Annotated in this window: 16 protein-coding genes; 1 reads left to right on the top strand and 15 read right to left on the bottom strand. The window is 65.5% G+C overall.

What is annotated here, in order from left to right:
- Positions 1 to 174: 174 nt before the first annotated feature.
- Positions 175 to 1,680, bottom strand: coding sequence for a glycogen synthase GlgA (gene glgA / locus ASF60_RS18400; protein ID WP_056188396.1), 1,506 nt, complete (start codon positions 1,678 to 1,680; stop codon positions 175 to 177).
- 948 nt (positions 1,681 to 2,628) lie between these two features.
- On the opposite strand from glgA, the gene ASF60_RS18395 reads away from it, so the two are divergent.
- Positions 2,629 to 5,106 (top strand): glycogen/starch/alpha-glucan phosphorylase, encoded by a 2,478-nt coding sequence (locus tag ASF60_RS18395; protein ID WP_056188393.1) that lies wholly within the window; start codon positions 2,629 to 2,631, stop codon positions 5,104 to 5,106.
- A 144-nt stretch (positions 5,107 to 5,250) separates the two neighbouring features.
- Here ASF60_RS18395 and ASF60_RS18390 read toward each other — a convergent pair whose 3' ends face one another.
- From ASF60_RS18390 to coxB, 14 genes are all read right to left on the bottom strand, one after another.
- On the bottom strand, positions 5,251 to 6,195 hold the full coding sequence (locus ASF60_RS18390) for a hypothetical protein (RefSeq protein WP_056188389.1): 945 nt from the start codon (positions 6,193 to 6,195) through the stop codon (positions 5,251 to 5,253).
- 62 nt (positions 6,196 to 6,257) lie between these two features.
- Positions 6,258 to 6,647: a hypothetical protein gene (locus tag ASF60_RS18385; protein WP_056486648.1), complete on the bottom strand. Its 390-nt coding sequence runs from the start codon at positions 6,645 to 6,647 to the stop codon at positions 6,258 to 6,260.
- Between the two features lie 86 nt (positions 6,648 to 6,733).
- On the bottom strand, positions 6,734 to 9,631 hold the full coding sequence (locus ASF60_RS18380; protein WP_056188383.1) for a sensor domain-containing phosphodiesterase: 2,898 nt from the start codon (positions 9,629 to 9,631) through the stop codon (positions 6,734 to 6,736).
- A gap of 208 nt (positions 9,632 to 9,839) precedes the next feature.
- Complete coding sequence (locus ASF60_RS18375; protein WP_056188381.1) at positions 9,840 to 11,135, bottom strand: M16 family metallopeptidase; 1,296 nt, start codon at positions 11,133 to 11,135, stop codon at positions 9,840 to 9,842.
- A 6-nt stretch (positions 11,136 to 11,141) separates the two neighbouring features.
- Positions 11,142 to 12,554, bottom strand: a complete 1,413-nt coding sequence (thrC, locus tag ASF60_RS18370) for a threonine synthase (protein ID WP_056188378.1) — start codon at positions 12,552 to 12,554, stop codon at positions 11,142 to 11,144.
- Between the two features lie 66 nt (positions 12,555 to 12,620).
- Entirely contained in the window at positions 12,621 to 13,037 is a 417-nt protein-coding gene (locus ASF60_RS18365) for a DUF4864 domain-containing protein (protein ID WP_056188375.1), read from the bottom strand.
- 84 nt (positions 13,038 to 13,121) lie between these two features.
- On the bottom strand, positions 13,122 to 13,886 hold the full coding sequence (locus ASF60_RS18360; protein WP_056188372.1) for an SURF1 family protein: 765 nt from the start codon (positions 13,884 to 13,886) through the stop codon (positions 13,122 to 13,124).
- Positions 13,887 to 13,888: 2 nt separating this feature from the next.
- A complete protein-coding gene (locus ASF60_RS18355) occupies positions 13,889 to 14,257 on the bottom strand; it encodes a DUF983 domain-containing protein (protein WP_056188367.1) in 369 nt (122 codons plus the stop codon).
- Between the two features lie 145 nt (positions 14,258 to 14,402).
- Complete coding sequence (locus tag ASF60_RS18350; protein ID WP_056188364.1) at positions 14,403 to 15,260, bottom strand: cytochrome c oxidase subunit 3; 858 nt, start codon at positions 15,258 to 15,260, stop codon at positions 14,403 to 14,405.
- A 136-nt stretch (positions 15,261 to 15,396) separates the two neighbouring features.
- Positions 15,397 to 16,008 carry a cytochrome c oxidase assembly protein gene (locus ASF60_RS18345; protein WP_056188361.1) on the bottom strand — a complete coding sequence of 204 codons (612 nt, stop codon included), beginning with the start codon at positions 16,006 to 16,008 and terminating at the stop codon, positions 15,397 to 15,399.
- 26 nt (positions 16,009 to 16,034) lie between these two features.
- A complete protein-coding gene (locus ASF60_RS25220; RefSeq protein WP_056188357.1) occupies positions 16,035 to 16,208 on the bottom strand; it encodes a hypothetical protein in 174 nt (57 codons plus the stop codon).
- Positions 16,205 to 17,155 carry a heme o synthase gene (locus ASF60_RS18335; protein ID WP_056188354.1) on the bottom strand — a complete coding sequence of 317 codons (951 nt, stop codon included), beginning with the start codon at positions 17,153 to 17,155 and terminating at the stop codon, positions 16,205 to 16,207. Before ASF60_RS18335 ends, ASF60_RS25220 begins: the two co-directional genes overlap by 4 nt.
- 164 nt (positions 17,156 to 17,319) lie before the next feature.
- On the bottom strand, positions 17,320 to 18,951 hold the full coding sequence (ctaD, locus tag ASF60_RS18330; RefSeq protein WP_056188350.1) for a cytochrome c oxidase subunit I: 1,632 nt from the start codon (positions 18,949 to 18,951) through the stop codon (positions 17,320 to 17,322).
- Positions 18,952 to 19,039: 88 nt separating this feature from the next.
- On the bottom strand, positions 19,040 to 19,879 hold the full coding sequence (gene coxB, locus ASF60_RS18325) for a cytochrome c oxidase subunit II (protein WP_056188348.1): 840 nt from the start codon (positions 19,877 to 19,879) through the stop codon (positions 19,040 to 19,042).
- Positions 19,880 to 19,930 lie beyond the last annotated feature (51 nt).

Genomic DNA, 19,930 nt, shown 5'->3' with positions numbered 1-19,930 from the left:
CGTGTGACGTGTCGCTTCACGCGCCGGCGGACAAAACCGACACGGAGGACCGCCTGCCCCCGGTCGGTTGCAACCTGCGTCCGGTCTGCGGTCCTTTCAATGAACGCTTTCCGCGCAAGCGAGAACCGGCGAAGGATATTCGCCGGTTCTCGCATCGATCCGGTTCTGAAAGGATCAGGCTGCGCGAAGTCGCAGGCCGACCGCGTTGCCGAATGCGCGCGCGTAGAGCGACGAGTAGTTCTGAGCGGCCTGGTCCCAGGTGAAGTCACGCGACATGGCGTGGCGCCGCATCGCGTTCAGGCGCTTCTTCTGCGCGAAGGTGTCGAAGGCGCGTCGGATCGCACCGGAAAACCCACGCGGCGACGCCTCTCCGAAGGTGAATCCCGTCACGCCGTCCTCGACCGTATCGGCGAGGCCGCCTGTTCGATGAACGATCGGAAGCGAGCCGAAGCGCTGCGCGTACATTTGAGCCAATCCGCAGGGCTCGAAGCGAGATGGCATGAGTAGAAAATCGCTGCCGGCAAACATGCGGCGCGCATCCTTCTCCGCGAAACCGACATGAACGCCGACGGATGACGGATGGCGGCGTGCCAGATCCCGCAAGGCGCCCTCGAACCGACCTTCGCCTTGACCGATGACCACCAGCTGGCCCCCTTCGGCGATGATCGACTCCGCAGCCCCCAGGCTGAGGTCGATTCCTTTCTGATGAACGAGCCGGGATACGATTGCGAAGAGCGGTCCCCGTGAGACGGCGAGCCCGAACTGACGGCGGACCGTCTCCGCATTGGCTCGCTTGCCCTTCCAGTCATCGACCTCGAAACGGGCTGCGAGGTGCGGATCGGTGCGCGGATCCCAGCTCTCGTCGATGCCGTTCAGGATGCCGGCGAGGCGCCCCTGCGCCGCGCGGGTCCGCAGCAGGCCGTCGAGACCACATCCCGCTTCCGGTGTGATGATCTCCCGGGCGTAGGTCTGACTGACCGTCGTGACATGGGAGGCGTAGTACAGGCCGGCTTTGAGGAAGGAGATCTGGCCGTAGAATTCCACCCCGTCCATCTGGAATGCGTCTTCCGGTACACCGAGACATGCCAAGCTTTCCCGCGGAAACACGCCCTGGTACGCCAGATTGTGGACCGTCAGGATGCTGGGCACCTGCACGCCGCCCCAAGCGAGATAGGCTGGTGCCAAAGCGGCCTGCCAATCGTTCAGATGAAGCAGGTCGGCTGCCCAGACCGGATCGATCCCACGGGCGATCTCCGCGGCGGCGAGGCTCAAGCGCGCAAAGCGAATATCGTTGTCGTCGAAGTCACCCTGCGCAGTGCCGTAAGGGGTCCCGTCGCGCTGATAGAGATCGGCGTTCAAGATCACGTAAACTTGAAGTCCGTCCCCGGTTTCGACGAGGCCGAGTTCGCAGGGTGGAACCCCGGCATGACCTGGCAGGTGGGCGACGACAGGAATGTGTTCGAACTGATCGACAACCTGACGATAGCCGGGGATCAGTACGCGGACGTCGTAATGCTTGCGGAGAGCCCTCGGCAGTGAGCCGGCAACTTCGCCAAGACCACCCGTCTTGACGAAATCGGCCATCTCTGGCGTGGCAAAAAGAATACGAGGCTGAAGATGATGGCGGGATCGGAGATAAGCGTGGGCGTCGAAGTGATCGGAGCGATCCGATAGGTTCATAAAATCGTTCCCGCGTCGAGCGGTGGGCGGGAACGGACGAGAAGAGCCCAGCATCGACGTTACCCTCGCGAACGCCCGAGAACAGCCTTTGTTCCGTTGCGTCGCACAATTCAGGCCAAGTTCAGAAGTTATTTTGAACCTGCCGATGGATTCGGAGGAATACGGGGTCTTTCCCCACCGGGTCCCCTTCGGATGGAAGCGATGCAGGCGCCGGTCTTAAGAAGCGGTTCACGGTCATAGCGTGCCGCTCCGAGGTGGATCTCACGATCGTTCCCACCGTCTTTCGGCGATGCAAACGGGTTTGCGCACGCCGGCTTGATGCACTGCATCGACGATCGCCAGCGTGCTGGTTCTTGCAACCACGGTCGGGAATCCTGCCGCAAGAAAGGCCCCTGTCGGACGATCGATCCGCGTCGCTTCCGGTGCTCTGCCGTTCTGCCCGGCGCAGGCCCGCGTCCGGCACCGCTGACCTCGTTCAGACAATATTCCAACGTTGTGTCGTCTCATTCCCATGCGGACTAAGTCTTGCCGACGCAGCCGGGGTCTCGCAGTCTCGCGCGTGCGGTCTGGCCGGAAGGCTGGAGATCGGCATGGGACTGAATCGGACGTCATAGGGGGGCTGGATGAGGGCATGCTCGGACAAGCCACCGTCTGCATCCTGAGGGCTCAATGTCGGCGCTGTGTCTGAACAGGTCCGAGGAACCCCGGATGGCCGGGTGCGCGCGGTTCTTCTCGCGTGGTCGACGAAATCGGGATGGATCATAGGACACGACGAAGGAACGAGGCCGCGCACAGAACGGGACGGGGAGGCGGCATGATGGCCACGGGCGTCGCGCCGAAGCCTCTGTCCCCTGTGAACGGCTAAGATGGGGGGCTAGACACGTGTTGAATGACAAATTGATCCAACGGGATACTGGTGAGATCGGCGTACCGGTCGACGCCAGAGAAATGACCGGCCGAACGGAGAGGACGGGCGTACCGGACCGCCGTTCGCCGACGGCGCGGCTTTCGGGCGATCCCGTCGCCGACCTGCGCGAGGCGATTCTCGCCAAGCTGACCTATGTCATTGGCAAGTCACCCCGGACCGCCCGCGACCGGGATTGGTTTGCGGCGACGGCCCTGGCGTTGCGTGATCGCGTCGTCGACGCGTGCATCGACGGTGAATCCAGCACGCCGAACAAGCGCGTCTATTATCTGTCGCTCGAGTTTCTCATCGGACGTCTTCTCTCCGACGCCATGAACAATCTCGGTCTCGTCGAGACGACGCGCGCGGCTTTGCGCGACCTCGGCATCGACCTCGGAGACGTGGAGGCGGCGGAGCCGGATGCCGCACTTGGCAACGGCGGTCTTGGACGCCTGGCGGCCTGCTTCATGGAAAGCATGGCGAGCCTGTCGATTCCGGCTATCGGCTACGGCATCCGCTACGATCACGGCCTCTTCCGGCAGACGTTGGAGGACGGCTGGCAGAAGGAGGCGCCCGAAACCTGGCTGGCCGAGGGAAATCCCTGGGAGTTCGCGAGGCCCGAGGCGACCTACACGATCGGATTCGGCGGCCATGTCACCATGTCGTCGATCTCCGAAGGGATGATCCGCCGCCAGTGGCATCCGGCCGAGACGGTGAGGGCCGTGGCACACGACGTGCCGGTGGTCGGATGGCGCGGCCGTCACGTCAACACCCTGCGCCTGTGGAAGGCCGAGGCCGAAACCGCCCTCGAGCTCGAGCGCTTCAACGGTGGCGACCATGTCGGTGCCGTGGCGGGTCGTGCGCGGGCCGAGGCCATCTCCCGCGTCCTGTATCCGAGCGATTCGTCCGCCGAGGGACAGGAACTGCGTCTTCGCCAGGAATACTTCTTCACCTCGGCCTCGTTGCAGGATCTCGTCCGCCGCCATGTCGTCGAGCGGGGCGACGTGCGGTCTCTCCCGGATCACGCGGCGATCCAGCTGAACGACACGCATCCGGCCATCGCCGTACCGGAGCTGATGCGCCTCCTCCTGGAGGACCATGGTTTCAACTGGGAGGACGCCTGGTACGTCACCACCCATACGCTCGGCTACACCAACCATACCCTCCTGCCCGAGGCGCTGGAGACGTGGCCGGTGGAACTGCTGGAGCGTGTCCTGCCGCGTCACATGCAGATCATCTATCTGATCAACTGGATGCATCTCGAAGAGCAGGGCAAGCAGGGCCGCGGCAGCGCCGAGCAACTGGCCGCCGTCTCCCTCATCGACGAGTCCCATGGAAAGCGTGTGCGCATGGGGCATCTCGCCTTCCTCGGCGCTCGCCGCGTGAACGGCGTTTCGGCCCTTCACACCGATCTCATGCGCACCACGGTCTTCAAGGAACTGCACGCCCTCGACACCGACAAGATCGTCAACAAGACCAACGGCATCACCTTCCGACGCTGGCTTCACAACGCCAACCCGGAGCTGACCGCGCTCGCCGTCGAAGCGCTGGGACCCGAGGTTCTCGACACGCCCGCACTCCTGTCGACGCTGGCCGATGTCGCTTCGGACGCGAATTTTCAATCGCGCTACAGCGCCATGCGCAGGGCCCGGAAGATCGCGCTCGCCCAGGTGGTCGCCGATCGCACCGGTATCGCGATCGATCCTTCGGCTCTGTTCGACGTTCAGATCAAGCGCATCCACGAATACAAGCGCCAACTCCTCAACGTGATCGAGACGGTGGCGCTCTACCAGGCCGTCAAGGCCGATCCGAAGAAGGATTGGACGCCGCGCGTGAAGATCTTCGGCGGCAAGGCGGCGCCGAGCTATGTCCAGGCCAAGCTCATCATCAAGCTCGCCTGCGATGTCGCCAAGGTCGTCAACGCGGACCCGGACGTGGCCGGTCGCCTGAAGGTGGTCTTCCTGCCGAATTATTCCGTCAGCCTGGCCGAGACGATCATCCCGGCGGCGGACCTCTCGGAGCAGATCTCGACGGCGGGGATGGAAGCCTCCGGCACCGGAAACATGAAGCTGGCGCTCAACGGCGCGCTCACCATCGGCACGCTGGATGGGGCGAACATCGAGATCCGCGACCATGTCGGGCCCGAGAACATCTTCATCTTCGGGTTGGATGCGGCTGGCGTGCAAGCGCGCCTCGCCCAGCCCGGCTATGCCGCTGCGGCCATCGACTCTTCGCCGCGGCTCAAGGCAGCGCTCGACCTCATCGCGGGCGGGGCCTTCTCTCCCGAAGAACCCGCACGCTTCCACCCGATCGTCGAGGATCTGCGCCACAACGACCGTTACCTGGTGACCGCGGATTTCGACGATTACTGGCGGGCGCAGCGGGCCGTCGACGGAGCCTGGAGCAATCCATCGCTCTGGTGGCGGACGGCGATCCTTAACACGGCCCGGATGGCGTGGTTCTCGTCCGACCGTTCGATGCGGGAATATGCCGACGACATCTGGGGCATCCGCGTCCCTTGAGCCGCGTCCCCTGAGCCGTGTGCGTCCAGCCCTGCCACGCAGCGCTGGACGCGCAACCGCCGGATCGGCTCGTCAAACGCCACAGGGCGCATCCTTGCACGGGATGCGCCCTGTGGCGTTCAGGCTTCCGGATCGCGGCGCCGGTCAGATGCCGGCGTCGATCAGGATGGGATGACAGCGGGCGCCCATCTTGGCAGCCAGAACCTCGACCGCCCCGACCGTCGAGGCATCGCCGGCGACATGGACGACGTCCGTGCTGCGCAGCGAGGGCAGGTGCGCCGTCAGCGGACCGGGCCGCACTTCCGGGGGGCGTTGGCGGGTCCGGTCGGACACCGAAACGATCTGCGTGACTCCGGTGGCACGAAGCCAATCGAGCGCGGGGCGCATGTAGAGGTCGAGGGGATTGCGGGCACCGACGAGGAGAACGATGTCGCGGGCCGGCTCGATGTAACGAGCCGCATGCGCGATCGACCAGATCGGGCCGAAGCCGGTCTCAGCGGCCACAAGCACAAGACGTCCGCCGCCGGACCGGTAGAAGCCGCGCCCGACCGGGCCCTTGATTTTCACCGGCTGATCAAGCGCGAGGGCTTCGATCAGTTCATGCCCGAGGCCGAACCCATCCCGTTCCTGGCGGATGTGAAAAACGAGCTCGTTCAACTCGGCCGAGCCGTCGACGCGAAGGGTCGGGCTCAAGGTCACCGGGGCGAAGCCCGCGAAGGTGATCTCGACCCCGTGCCCCGGCTCCAGAGCCAGTCGGCGGGTGATCGTGACGACGACCTGGAAGGTCTGAGGACCGACGGCGGAGATCTCCGTCACGGTTCCGGCACGCTTCTGCACGGCGGCCGGTCGCGTCGGCAAGGCGAACCGTTGCGGTGGATCGATCGCGGCGGCGCGGGGCAGAGAGAGCTTGAGCGCCTCACCCCGATGCGCACGACTCTGGGCGCGACGCGGGGCGGGGCCTGCACCCTGACCGCCGAGCCCCGGGGCAGGGGCGATCATTCCATCGGCAAGGGCTGCTTCCAGCGGCGTATCACCCGTGGATACGCGGACGGACTTGCCGTTGACGACGAGCGAACAACGGGCGCTCATGGTCGTCCTTCGTTGAGAGAAATAGAGAGGGAGAGGCTTGGCGGGGTCCGCGAACCGACGCGTCAGCGTAGTTCGGTCAGGAGATGATCGACGAGGGCCGCCCAGCGATCACGCACGGCTTGCGCCTCCGGTGTGAGAGGCTCTGCGGCATCGATCCGGCTGATACAGGCGCGAAGCCGCTCGGCTTCGCGGCGCTCCGCGCCGAGAACCGCTTTCATCACCATGACTTCCGCCTTGAGCTGGGACGTTTCGGCGGAGGCCGAAACGCTCCTGCCCGCGGCCACGGCCGGGATGGACGTCGCAAGGGCTGGAGCGACGTCCTCGACGACGCGGATCGGACGCGCCATCAAGCGCCGAACGATGCCCGTGTCGATCTCATCGTCCACGATCCGCAACGCAGCTTGCGCCATCACGCCATCTCCTTCGGCTGGCTCATCGAGCTTCGCCGCCACTCTCTCGAGCGTGAAGGTGCCCGATCATGGTTAAAGGAGATTTAATTCGATCGGACGCATTTCGCGGAATTGAAATGCGGTTGTGATCAGGCTGCTTCTGGTGCGGCACCCAACAATTGTCGCGCCTGCAGCATCGACATCGGTTCACCGAAGGCGAAGCCTTGAGCGTATTCGCATCCGAGTTCGAACAGGACCTGTGTGTCCACTTCCGACTCGGCACCTTCTGCGACGATCGACAGGCCCAGCTCCTGTGCCATCTTGACGATCGAGCGCAGGATCGCCGTTTGCCCGGACGCGATCTGCCGCACGAACGACTGATCGATCTTGATGGTGTCGAAGGGAAAGCGCTGCAGGTAGGACAGAGCCGAGTAACCGGTGCCGAAATCATCGAGCGACAGACCGGCGCCGAGATCGTGGATCCGGTGCAGCATCTGGGCCGCGTATTCCGGGTTCTCCATCACCAGGCTTTCGGTCATCTCAAGCTTGAGCGAGCCCGGGATGACACCGGACCGGGCCAGGATCGTCTTGACGTCGTGCAGCAGGTCGTGCCGCAGCAGCTGACGCGAGGACACGTTCACCGAGGCGAAGATCGGTGGCTCGACGTCGAGCGAGCGTTGCCAGGCGGCAAGTTCGAGCGCGGTCCGCTCCAGGGCGAAGATGCCGAGATTGACGATGAAGCCGCTCTCTTCGGCGATCGGCAGAAAGGTCGCCGGCGTGATGCGACCGAGTTTGGGATGGTCCCACCGCAGAAGCGTCTCGAAGCCCGCGACGGTCCGATCTTCCAAGCGCACGATCGGCTGGAACAGCACCTTCATTTCGTTGCGTTCCAGCGACCGGCGCAGATCCGCTTCCAGCATCAAACGGTCGCTGCGCTCATTTCGCATCGTGGCGCGGAAGACCTCCGTGCGATCTCCGCCGCCGCGCTTGGCCTGGATCATGGCCATCTCGGCGTTCTTGAACACCTCCTCCCGCTTCAGGTTCGCCCCCCCCTCGTAGAGCGCGAGTCCCACCGACACCGTGAGGAAGATCTCCCGGTCGGCGTAGGTGATCGGTGTGGCGATCGCTTTGCGCAGCATTTCGGCGAACGCCAGAATGCGATCGGGTTCGCGCTCGGACAGCAGGATCAGGGCGAACTCATCGCCCGCGACCCGCGCCAGGGTGTCTTGCGGCCGCAGCAGACGCCCGAGCCGGCGGGAGAGCGTCAGCAGGATGGAATCGCCCGCCGAGAGACCGATCGCGTCGTTGATCGCCTTGAAGCGATCGATGTCGAGCACGATCGTGGTGGGGCGCAAGCGCGCATCCTGGCCCGCGAAGGCGAGGGCGGCATCGAGCCGGTCGTAGAACAATTCGCGGTTCGGCAGGCCCGTCAGACTGTCATGAACGGCATCATGGAGCAGGCGCTCCTCCGCGGTTTTCACCTCGGTGACGTCGCTGATGGTTCCGACGACACGGATGACCTCGCCGTCCGAGCCGATCACCGGGCGGGCTTTCAGGCGGTACCAGAAATACGGCCCGCCGGCGGAGCGGAGGCGAAAATCGTGAACGATCCGGCCGCGGCGCTCCTCGATGATCGTATCGAGGGCTGCGGAGTAGCGCTCGACATCGAACGGATGGACGAGGCCGAGCCAATTCGCGGCCGGACCTTCGAGCGTTCCGCGCTTGAGGCCGAGCTGCCCCTCCATTTCCTGCCCGGCGAAAACCCGGTCGCTCGACACATCCCAGTCGAAGACCACGTCACCTGCGCCCGTGAGCGCGAGGGCGCGACGCTCCGTATCCGAGACGAGCGCATGCGTCAGACCACCGCCCGCGAAGGCGTGCTGCATCACCGTGAAGCCGATCAGCATGACGATGAGGACGAGGCCGCCGATCAGCGCGGGCTGGACGAGGTCACTGCCGATCTGCCCCGTGATGGCAAAGCCCGCCGCCACCACCCAGACCATGAGCAGGCACCAGGTCGGGATCAGCAGGATGGCTCGGTCATAGCCGTTATGCGCCGCGAGATAGACGATCAGCAGCAGCCCGACGCCCGCCACGGCCGCGATCGAAATGCGCGCGACGCCGGCCGCCACGGGCGGATCGAACACCGCAAGGCCGACGAGGCAGGCGAGAAACAGGAGCCAGATGATTGCCACGTGGCTGTAGCGGACATGCCAGCGGCTCAAGTTGAGGTAGGCGAACAGAAACACCAGCAGGGTCGCGCCCAGGACGGCTTCCGTCGAGGCGCGATAAACGCGCTCTGCGACCTCGGTGATGGGGAAGACGCGCTGCAGAAATCCGAAATCGATGGACGCATAGGCCAGCACGGCCCAGGCCAAGGACGCTGCAGCCGGGAAGATAATCGCGCCTTTGACGACAAAAATGATCGTGAGAAACAGAGCTAGGAGACCGGCAATACCGATAATGATGCCCTTGTAGAGCGTCAGTCCGTTGGTCTTCTTGCGATAGGCTTCCTGGTCCCAAAGGTAGACCTGCGGGATGTTGGGTCCCTGGAGTTCGGCCACGTAGGTGACCGTCGCGCCGGGATCGAGCGTAATGACGAACTGGTCGGCTTCCGGGTTTTCGTCGCGTTCCGGCCGGATACCCTGACTGGCGGTGATCGCGGCGATGCGGGAGCCCCCGAGATCCGGCCAGATCACGCCCGAGCCGACGAGCCGGAAATGGGGCGCGACGAGGACCCGATCGACCTGCTCGTCGGTATCGTTGGTGAGCGCGAAGACCATCCAGTCCGGACGGGCGCCCGTGTCGCGGGCCTTCACGACGATGCGCCGAACGATGCCGTCCTTTCCGGGAGCGGTCGAGATCTGAATCAGATCGCCATCGGAGCGGTACCGCTCGATCATCGGTGTCAGATCGATCGCGGGTGCGTCGAGGGTCACCCGCACCGCCTCCACGGCGCATGCGGGCCCGCCCAGGATCAGAGCACCGAGGAGCGTCGCGACGAGAGCCGGAACGAAGGCGGCGAGGACAGAAGCGATTCTACGCAACGGGCGAGTGTTCCGGCCGGGCGAGGCATGATCGATGGAAGCAGGCGAAGGATTACGGCTCAGCTGTGCGTCCAGTCGTATCGGTGAGAACCTCGGCGAGCAAGGCGAGGAGCCGACCTGCGCGGAGACGTTCACCGTTTCCTAACCGTGACGCCATGCGGTTTCGATCGCCCGTCTTTGCGGCCAAAACAAGCCGCACGGGGCGGGCTCACCCCGCCTTCAAGGCCGCGCTGATCTGCTCGAGCCTCGGCAGCTTCTTGATCGGTCCGATCGCCGCCAGGGTCGGCGCCCCTTCGAGCAGGCGCTTGCCGGCCCTGCGCACGTCCTCGACGGTGACGGCATCGACCTTCGCGATCACTTCGCTGGCGGGGATGACGCGCCCCCAAGCCAGGATCTGGCGCGCATTGCGCTCGATGCGCCCGCCCGGCGTCTCGAGCGCGGAGAGGAGCGCGACCTTGAGCTGCGCCTTGGCGCGCGCGACCTCGACGGTGTCGGCCTCGGCAGCGGTCTTGATCGTGGTCTCGACGGTGACGTTCATCAGGTCGGCAAGATCGCCGCTGGAAGTCCCGGCGCCGATGCCGAACAGGCCGCAATCGTAGAACGACCAATGGAAGGACTGGATTTCATAGGCCAGGCCCCGCGTTTCACGCACCTCGTGCCAGAGGCGCGAGGTCAGACCGCCGCCGAGCACCTGGGCGAACATGTGGAGCGCGTAGTAATCGTCGTCGCGAAAGGAGATGCCCGGCAGTCCGAGGACGACGTTGGCCTGCTCCAGCTTCTTCTGCAGCCGCTTCTCGCCGCCGCCGTAGATTCCCGGCACGGTTTCGGGCGGCTGGCTCGCTTTCAAACCCCCGAAGTAGCGCTGGGCAGATTCGACGACCCGCTCGTGCCCGATCGCGCCGGCGGCGGCCAGCACGATCCGGTCCGGGGTGTATTCGCGCGCGAGATACGCCTCGATCGCGTTGCGGTCGAAGCTGTTGATGGTCTCGGGCGTGCCGATGATGGGACGACCCATCGGCTGATTCGGAAAGGCAGCCTCGGTGAAGGCCTCGTAGACGACGTCGTCCGGCGTGTCCTCGATCGCCGCGTATTCCTGCAAAATGACGCTCTTCTCGCGCTCCAGCTCGCCGGCATCGAACACCGAATCCGTCAGGATGTCGCCGATCACATCGAGGGCGACGCCGGCATCCTCGCCCAGCACACGCGCGGTGTAGCTCGTGCCTTCGGCGCTGGTGGCGGCGTTGATGTCGCCGCCCACATTCTCGATGTCTTCGGCGATGCGCCGGGCCGACCGTGTCTTGGTGCCCTTGAAGGCCATATGCTCGATGAGGTGGCTGAGGCCGCCCTCGTCGGCGCGCTCGTGGCGCGAGCCGGCGCCGACCCAGACCCCGAGGGTGGCGGTCGCCACGCCCGGCATCGCCTCGGTCACGACGGTGACCCCGTTCTCCAGCTTGGTGATCTTCAGGTCGGGAGAGGCGCCGTGCGTGGCGAAGTGCTGGTTCATGAGCGCTCAGGCTCCCCTGGTGATGCGGGCACGCTCGCGGATGAATGTCTCGACCGCAGCCTGATCGTTGGCCACGCGGGAGAAGCTTTCCGGGCGGTCCATGAGATCGGCCAGATGCGGCGGCAGTTCCGGGCGCCGGCCACCGATCGCCTCAGCGACCGCGTCCGGAAACTTGGCCGCATGCGCCGTGGCGAGCGCCACCACCGGTGTCCGGGGATCGCTGCGGAGCAATCCGCGGGCCGCATGGACGCCGATGGCACTGTGCGGATCGAGGACGTGGCCGGTCTCCGCATGGGTGCGGGCGATCTCGGCCTTCACGTCGGGCTCCGATACCGCCGTCGCGTCGAATTCCGCGCGTACCGTCTGGAGAACACCCGGATCGAGCTGGAACCCGCCCGACTGCTTGAGACCGGCCATCAGGCGGCCCAGGCTGGACGAATCGCGCCCGAGCGCTTCGAACAGCAGGCGCTCGAAATTCGAAGAGATCTGGATGTCCATCGACGGCGAGGTGGTCGGATGAACGCCTCGGACCTCGTAAGAGCCGTGCTCCAGGGTACGGGCCAGGATATCGTTGGCGTTGGTTCCGATCATCAGGCGTTCGATGGGCAGGCCCATGCGCTTGGCGACCCATCCGGCCAGGATGTCGCCGAAATTCCCGGTCGGGACCGCGAAGGAGACCGGCCGGTGCGGCGCGCCGAGGGCGACGGCGGCGGTGAAGTAATAGACCGCCTGTGCGGCGACGCGGGCCCAATTGATCGAATTGACGCCGGACAGCCGGACCTCGTCGGCGAAATCGGCGTGCTGGAACAGCGCTTTGACGATGTTCTGGCAATCGTCGAAGTTGCCGTCGATGGCGATGGCGTGGACATTGTGCGCCCCCACCGAGGTCATCTGCCGACGCTGCACCTCGGACACCCGGCCCTCGGGGAACAGGATGAAGACGTCGACCTGATCGAGGCCGCGGAAGGCCTCCACGGCAGCGCTGCCGGTATCGCCCGAGGTCGCCCCGACGATGGTCGCCCGCGCGCCGCGCGCCCGGAGCACGTGGTCCATCAGGCGTCCGAGCAGCTGCATCGCCACGTCCTTGAACGCGAGCGTCGGGCCATGGAAGAGTTCGAGCAGGAACAGGTTGTCGTCGAGCTGCACCAGCGGGCACACGGCCGGATGCCGGAAGGTGGCGTAGGAATCCTCAATCATCCGATCGAGATCCGCGTCGGCGATCTCCCCATCGATGAGCGGACGCAGCACGGTCTTGGCGGCGTCGGCATAGCGGACGCCCGCGAGACCCGCGATGGTCGGTCGGGCGATCTGCGGCCAGGTTTCCGGCACGTACAATCCGCCGTCGCGGGCAAGGCCGGCGAGCAGGGCATCGGAAAAGTTGAGGGGCGCCGCGGCGCCGCGGGTCGAAACGTGAAGCAAGGGGGCCTCCGGGAAGGCGCCCCGTCTACACGATGTCGACGGGCGTGTCGAAAGGGGCCACGGCGGTCAGGCCCGGCTGCCGGGCACTTTCAGGAGGCGGCATCCGGTGATGCGCCACGCGCCGTCCGGCTGCATCTCGAGACTGTACAGAGCAGCCCAGTCGACGCCGTCCTGATCCTGCAGGCTGACCCCGACGGAGAGACCGGCGTCACCCGCGTCCTCGATGCGGTCCACGCTGTAGCGCCGGGCGCGGTAGATCGCAGCGTAACCGTCCCGGACCATCGCCACGAAGGTGTCGGACGACGGGAACAGGCCTTGGATGGCGGGCGCGGCCTGGGCGTAGGCCGTGGCCGCATCGTCGCGCCGGAAGGCGTCGATCTGGCGCTCGACCGTCGCTTTCGCGGCCTCGCGCGCCGCGTCGTCGGCGGCCTGCGCGAAGCGCGGCATCAGCAGGAGGACGGCTAGCAACAGGACGCAGCGCATGACCCACCCTCCGGATCGTGATCGACCCACCGGATGCTAGACCGAATCGTCGGGGCCGACGAAGCGGGTTCTGACCCGCTCCGGTCACGATCGTGCGGGCTGCGGATCTTCGTGGAGGCGCCGCCAGGCGAAGACGCCGAAGACACCGACGAGGCAAGCGGCGATGCCGAACCACGTGAAGGCGTATTGCAGATGGTTGTTCGGCAGGTCGACGCGCAGCTGCCCGCCCTTCGGCCACCCGCCCGGATTGGGCGTTGCGTCGGCCTCGACCAGGTAGGGCCGGGGATCGGCGATCCCGCGCGAGGCGCTGATGCCGGCGATGTCGCGATTGAACCATTCGTTGCGGACAGGGTCCGGCGCGGGAACGAACATCGTCCGCGGCTCCGAGCCGCGCAGGATGCCGGTGACGGTCGTCTCCCCCTCGATCTGTCCGGCGGCGCGGCTGGCGGGCGCCTTCAGGGCGGTCGGTACGAACCCGCGGTTGATCAGGACGGTGCCGCCCTCCGTCAAACCGAACGGCGTCAGAACGTAGTAGCCCTGCAGGGCCCGGCCCGGAACTTCGCCGGCCGCAAGGCCGTGGACCAGCGTCTCGGCCTCATGCCGGAAGGTGCCGGTGATCCGGACACGCCGGAACTCGTCCCGCGCCGGGTCCCAGATCTGAGGTCCCGGGAGGGGCGCCGGTGGCTCGACCTTCGAGCGCTCCAGGATTCGGGCGATCAGCGCCTCTTTCTCGCTCTTCCGTTCGAGCTGCCAGACGCCGAGGCCGAGGAGGATAGCGAGGCAGATCAGGGAGACGAGACCGGGCGCCAGGATGCTGCGCCAGGCACCGGGGCGGAGGGTCGAAGCCATGGCTAGCGGAAACGTCCCTGTTCGGCTTTGTTGGTATATTGCAGCGCTGCCAGGACACCTTTCAGAGGGCGCACCAGCGCGAGACTCAACCCGATCGACAGGGACCCGGCCACCAAGGCGTGAACCCAGATCGGCGGCTCGTAGGTGATCTCGAGCCAGAGGGCGAGGCCAACCACGATGATGCCGACGATCGACATGACGAAGAAGGCAGGTCCGTCCCCGGAGTTGAAGCTGCCGTAATCCAGTCCGCAGACCTCGCAGGACGGCCGGAAGGTCAGGAACCCGTCGAACATGTGCCCCTCGCCACAGCGCGGGCAGCGGCCCCGCAAGCCGACGGAAACAGGGGATGGCGTCGCCCGCGATGCGTCCAAAACTGCAACTCCTCGACCGACTGGATGCCGGTCATCACGATATGGGCAGCGGGGAGACAGCCGAAACGCCGGAGCCATGAAAAAGGGCGGCTCGCGCCGCCCCTTCAACCCAGGCATGCAGCCGGTGACCGGCTCAGGGACCGTCTTAGTGAGCCGCGTGTCCGACGCCGGCGCCCCAGACGTAGATGGACGCGAACAGGAACAGCCAAACGACATCGACGAAGTGCCAGTACCAGGCCGCAAACTCGAAGCCGAGGTGCTGACGGGTGGTGAACTGGCCGAGATAGACGCGATAGAGGCAGATCGCGAGGAAGATCGTCCCGATGATGACGTGGAAGCCGTGGAAGCCCGTCGCCATGAAGAAGGTCGACGAGTAGATGCTGCCCGAGAAGCCGAAATGCGCGTGGGCGTACTCGTAGGCCTGGCAGGCGGAGAACAGGACGCCGAGGGCGATCGTCAGCCAAAGGCCGTACTTCAGGCCCTTCCGGTCATCGTGCAACAGGGCATGGTGAGCCCAGGTGATGGTGGTGCCCGAGGTGAGCAGAATGAGCGTGTTCAGCAGCGGCAGGTGCCACGGATCGAAGGCTTCGATCCCCTTCGGCGGCCATGTGCCCCCGGTGAAGTCGACGCGCGAGGCCTGGATCGGATCGGCGGTGTAGAGGGCGGCCTCGAAATAGGCCCAGAACCAGGCGACGAAGAACATCACCTCGGAGGCGATGAACATGATCATGCCGTAGCGATGGTGCAGCTGAACCACGCGGGTGTGATCGCCGGAATTGGCCTCGTGCACGACGTCTTTCCACCAGGCGAACATGGTGTAGAGCACGCCGAGTGTGCCTGCGCCGAAAATGTAGGGACCGGGGGTGAGCGTGCCGATCTGGAGGCTCTTCATCCAGAACACGGCGCCGAAGGCCATCAGGAAGCCCGAAAACGCGCCGATCAGCGGCCACGGACTCGGGGCCAGAATGTGGAAGTCGTGATTTTTGGCGTGCGCCTCGGCCATTGAACTGTTCTCCTACCCCCGACCGGAGGGCCGCTGCCGGCCCTCGATCCACTGAATGGCGATCTCGACCGGGTAGCCCCGGATTGTTGTGCCCCACCCTTAGCCAGGGTCGCGCGCTGTTGTCACGCTTGCGCGGTCAAAAATTCGACTTCGTCCCCGTGCCACCCGTTGTCGCAAGCGCGGCCGTAGGCTGGCCGTTCTTCGACGCGAAGTAGGTGTAGGACAGCGTCATCTCGGAAAGATGCGCCGTGTTCGAATCCTTGCGGACCTCGGGGTCGATGTAGAAGACCACCGGAAAGTCCATCGTCTCGCCGGGCTGAAGCGTCTGCTCGTTGAAGCAGAAGCACTGCACCTTGACGAAGAAACCGCCCATGAGGCCCGGCTGGACGTTGAAGGTCGCGATTCCCGTCGACGGGGTGGATCCGGTATTCTTCACCCGGAAGAACACGGTCTTGGTTTCACCGAGGCGCGCCTCGACCTTCGGCGACTCGGCCTGGAAGCGCCACGGCAGGGTCGACGACACGTTGGTGTCGAAGCGAACCACCATGCTGTCGTTGATCGCGGCCGCGGTCGGCGCGAGGCCGGTACGGGGCGTGCCGTCGTAGCCGGTCGCCTTGCAGAACATGTCGTAGAGAGGCACCGACGCGAAGGCGAGACCGATCATGCCGAACGCGAAGCCGGCGCAGGCCACAGCCGTGATGCCGGCTCGGCGGCCGGGTCCGCGCGGCGGATGTCGGGGGTCGACCATCAGAGGCGTCTCCGTGTGTGACGCGATCAGATCGGACGGTTCAGGACCTGGGGCCCGAGCTTCGCGATCGTCAGCACGTAAAAGATGGTCACCAGCGCGAACAGGACGGCCGCGATCGCGATGGAGCGCTTGCGGCGGCGCTGTGCCTCCTCCGGCGTCAGGGGGCGGGGCGTACCGGGAAGGCCGGGTCGTTCGCTCACAGGCTCACCGCGCGGAACAATCCAAGGCTCTGCTCGGCGAGGAGGGCTGCGAACATGAGGAACAGGTGGAGGATCGAGAAGCCGAACATGCCCATGGCGGCCTTACGCTCGGGCTCGCCGTCACGGTTGCGGAACACGTGAAGGCTGAAGGCGAGCATGCCCAGGCCCCCGAGGAAGGCGGTGACCGCGTAGAGCCATCCGCCGAAGCCGAGGGCGACCGGGGCGAGGCCGAGGGGGAACAGGACGGCCGAGTAGGCGATGATCTGGCGCCGGGTCGAGTCCGGGCCGGCCACGTTCGGCATCATCGGGATGCCGGCCTTGGCGTAATCGGCGGACTTGATCAGCGCGAGCGCCCAGAAATGCGGCGGAGTCCAGATGAAGATGATCAGGAACAGCACCAGCGATTCGATGCCGATCGTGCCGGTGACGGCGGCCTGGCCGACCATCGGGGGGAGGGCGCCGGCGGCGCCGCCGATGACGATGTTCTGCGGCGTGGCCCGCTTCAGCCACATCGAATAGACGACCGCATAGAACACGATGGTGAAGGCGAGGAGCCCGGCCGCGAGCCAGTTCGACGCAAGTCCCAGCACCAGCACCGAACCCACCGACAGGACGATGCCGAAGGTCAGCGCTTCGTCGGGACGGATCCGGCCGTCCGGGATCGGGCGCTTGGCCGTGCGGGTCATGACCGCATCGATGTCGGCGTCCCACCACATATTGAGGCAGCCGGAAGCGCCAGCGCCGACCGCGATCATCAGGAGCGAGATCGATCCGACGACGGGCTGGATGTGGACGTTCGAGACCACCATGCCGACCAGCGCCGTGAAGATGACGAGCACCATCACGCGGGGCTTGAGCAGGGCGAAGAAGTCCGAAACTTCGCCGCCCACCGGCGACAGAACTTGCGGCTCGGCGCCAGCGGATAGGCTGTTCGACAGGCTCGTCATGGGTACCTGAAAGGGTTTCGTGCTCGGGGGGCTTCGGATCGCGCCGTCTGGCGCCGCCCTTTGCGGGAGGTCACGGTCTTGCTCGATGGAGCGAGATCGGGGTCTCCGGGAAAGAGCGAGGACCGCTCGCGCGGCCCTCGCAATCCTTGAAGCGACTTCGTGTCTTAGTGGTGGCCCGGCTCGTCGATGATCCGGGGAAGGGTCTCGAACTGGTGGAAGGGTGGGGGAGAAGACAGCGTCCACTCCAGGGTCGTCGCACCCTCGCCCCACGGATTGTCGGCGGCGCGCTTGCTCGAACGGAGCGCCAGAACCACGCCGATGAAGAACACCACCATGCCGAGCGCGAAGATGTGCCCGCCCCAGGTGGAGACCTTGTGCCAGCCGGCGAACGCCTCCGGGTAGTCGGCGTAGCGGCGCGGCATCCCGGCGAGGCCGAGGAAGTGCATCGGGAAGAACAGGACGTTCGCGCCGATGAAGGCGAGCCAGAAGTGCAGCTTGCCGGCCCACTCGGGGATGATGTGCCCGGTCATCTTCGGGAACCAGTAGTAGACACCGGCGAAGATGATGAACACGGCACCGAGCGAGAGCACGTAGTGGAAGTGCGCCACGACGTAATAGGTGTCGTGCAGGTACTTATCGACTGCGGAGTTCGCCAGCACCACGCCAGTGACACCACCGACCGTGAAGAGGAAGATGAAGCCGACCGCCCAGTGCATCGCGGCCGTGAAGCGGATCGAACCGCCCCACATCGTGGCGATCCACGAGAAGATCTTCACACCCGTCGGCACCGCGATGACCATGGTGGCGAAGACGAAGTACGACTGCGTCTGGAGGCTCAGACCGACCGTGTACATGTGGTGCGCCCACACGACGAAGCCGACGACGCCGATGGCGACCATGGCGTACGCCATGGCGAGGTAACCGAACACCGGCTTACGCGAGAAGGTCGAGATGATGTGGGAGACGATGCCGAAGGCCGGCAGGATCATGATGTACACTTCGGGGTGACCGAAGAACCAGAACAGGTGCTGGTAGAGAATCGGGTCGCCACCGCCGGCCGGATCGAAGAACGTCGTGCCGAAGTTACGGTCGGTGAGCAGCATCGTGATCGCGCCGGCAAGGACCGGGAGCGAGAGGAGCAGCAGGAAGGCGGTGACCAGCATCGACCAGGCGAAGAGCGGCATCTTGTGCAGCGTCATGCCCGGCGCGCGCATGTTCAGGATGGTGGTGATGAAGTTGATCGCGCCGAGGATCGAGCCGGCACCCGAGAGGTGCAGCGCGAAGATCGCGAAGTCGACCGACGGTCCCGGGTGGCCCGAGGTCGACAGGGGCGGGTAGACGGTCCAGCCGGTGCCGGCGCCGTTCGCGCCGGGCGCACCCTCGACGAAGAGCGAGCAGACGAGGCTCAGAAAGCCCGCCACCGTCAGCCAGAACGATACGTTGTTCATGCGCGGGAACGCCATGTCGGGCGCGCCGATCATGAGGGGCACGAACCAGTTACCGAAGCCGCCGATCAGAGCGGGCATCACCATGAAGAACACCATGATGAGGCCGTGGCCGGTCACGAACACGTTGTAGGTGCCGGGATTGGCGAAGTACTGCAGGCCCGGCTCTTCCATCTCCATCCGGATACCGAACGAGAGGAACGCGCCCATGATGCCCGCGCAGAAGGCGAACAGCAGGTAGAGGGTGCCGATGTCCTTGTGGTTCGTCGACAGGAACCAGCGGGAGAAGAAGGACGGCATGTGGTGGTCGTGGGCATCGTGGTGCCCCGTATGTGCAGCGGCATTCGCCATGGATTGCAGACCTTAGTCCAGGTTTCTCGTGATCATCTCGAAGGAAGCGCCGGGCGCCGCTCAGGGCCCGGCCGCGCGGTCCGCGCCCTTACCGGGCGTCGGCGAACTTGGAAGGGTCGTCGATACGGGCGAACTTCGTCTTACCCTCGGCAAGCCACTTGGCGTAGGCCTCCTCGCTGACGACCTGGACGGTGATCGGCATGTAGGCATGACGCGCGCCACACAGCTCCGAGCACTGACCGTGATAGGTGCCCTCGCGCTCGGCCTTGAACCAGAACTGGTTCAGGCGGCCCGGGATGGCGTCGATCTTGAAGCCGAAGGACGGCATCGCCCAGGAATGCATCACGTCGGCGGCGGTGACCTGGATCTTCACGATCTTGTTCACCGGGACGACCATGTCGTTGTCGGTGCCGAGAAGCTTCGGCTGCTTGTCCTCGTCGAGGTTGGCGTCGAAGGTGAAGCCGCCACCGTTCTCCACGGCCGGGTACTCGTAGGACCAGTACCAGGCATGGCCGATGACCTTCACGAGGACGTCGGCCTTCGGATCGGAGAGCTGGGTGCGGAGCAGGCGGAACGACGGGATCGCCACGGCCACGAGGATGAGCACCGGAACGATGGTCCAGGCCACTTCGATCATGGTGTTGTGGGTGGTCTTCGAGGGCGTCGGGTTGGCCTTCTCGCTGAACCGGAAGACGCAGTAGAGAAGCAGCCCGAGCACGAAGAGCGAGATGCCGAACGACAGCCAGTGCATGCCGTGCTCGAACGAATGGATGTCCCGTGCGTTCTCGGTGACGGCGACCTGACGGTCCATCTGCCACGGAACCGGCTGGCCGATGCCGGCAGCGAGCGAAGACGACGTAGAAACGAGGAACGCGCCGAGCGCGGCAAGCCCCCATGATGTCCGGTGTTGCGCCTGCGACGTCCGCATGTGCCTCTCTTGGCTCCCCGTGATAATGATCGCCGATGCCGCGCGTCTTGC

Source organism: Methylobacterium sp. Leaf113 (genome assembly GCF_001423325.1).
Taxonomy (GTDB): Bacteria; Pseudomonadota; Alphaproteobacteria; order Rhizobiales; family Beijerinckiaceae; genus Methylobacterium.
The sequence above is the reverse complement of the archived record's forward strand: the minus strand, read 5'-3'. Positions and strand labels throughout refer to the sequence as shown.

Coding starts and splice junctions, on each gene's coding strand:
- glgA (WP_056188396.1), bottom strand. CDS start 1,680: ATGAACCTATCGGATCGCTCCGATCACTTCGACGCCCACGCTTATCTC.
- ASF60_RS18395 (WP_056188393.1), top strand. CDS start 2,629: ATGACCGGCCGAACGGAGAGGACGGGCGTACCGGACCGCCGTTCGCCG.
- ASF60_RS18390 (WP_056188389.1), bottom strand. CDS start 6,195: ATGAGCGCCCGTTGTTCGCTCGTCGTCAACGGCAAGTCCGTCCGCGTA.
- ASF60_RS18375 (WP_056188381.1), bottom strand. CDS start 11,135: ATGAACCAGCACTTCGCCACGCACGGCGCCTCTCCCGACCTGAAGATC.
- ASF60_RS18365 (WP_056188375.1), bottom strand. CDS start 13,037: ATGCGCTGCGTCCTGTTGCTAGCCGTCCTCCTGCTGATGCCGCGCTTC.
- ASF60_RS18360 (WP_056188372.1), bottom strand. CDS start 13,886: ATGGCTTCGACCCTCCGCCCCGGTGCCTGGCGCAGCATCCTGGCGCCC.
- ASF60_RS18350 (WP_056188364.1), bottom strand. CDS start 15,260: ATGGCCGAGGCGCACGCCAAAAATCACGACTTCCACATTCTGGCCCCG.
- ASF60_RS18345 (WP_056188361.1), bottom strand. CDS start 16,008: ATGGTCGACCCCCGACATCCGCCGCGCGGACCCGGCCGCCGAGCCGGC.
- ASF60_RS18335 (WP_056188354.1), bottom strand. CDS start 17,155: ATGACGAGCCTGTCGAACAGCCTATCCGCTGGCGCCGAGCCGCAAGTT.
- ctaD (WP_056188350.1), bottom strand. CDS start 18,951: ATGGCGAATGCCGCTGCACATACGGGGCACCACGATGCCCACGACCAC.
- coxB (WP_056188348.1), bottom strand. CDS start 19,879: ATGCGGACGTCGCAGGCGCAACACCGGACATCATGGGGGCTTGCCGCG.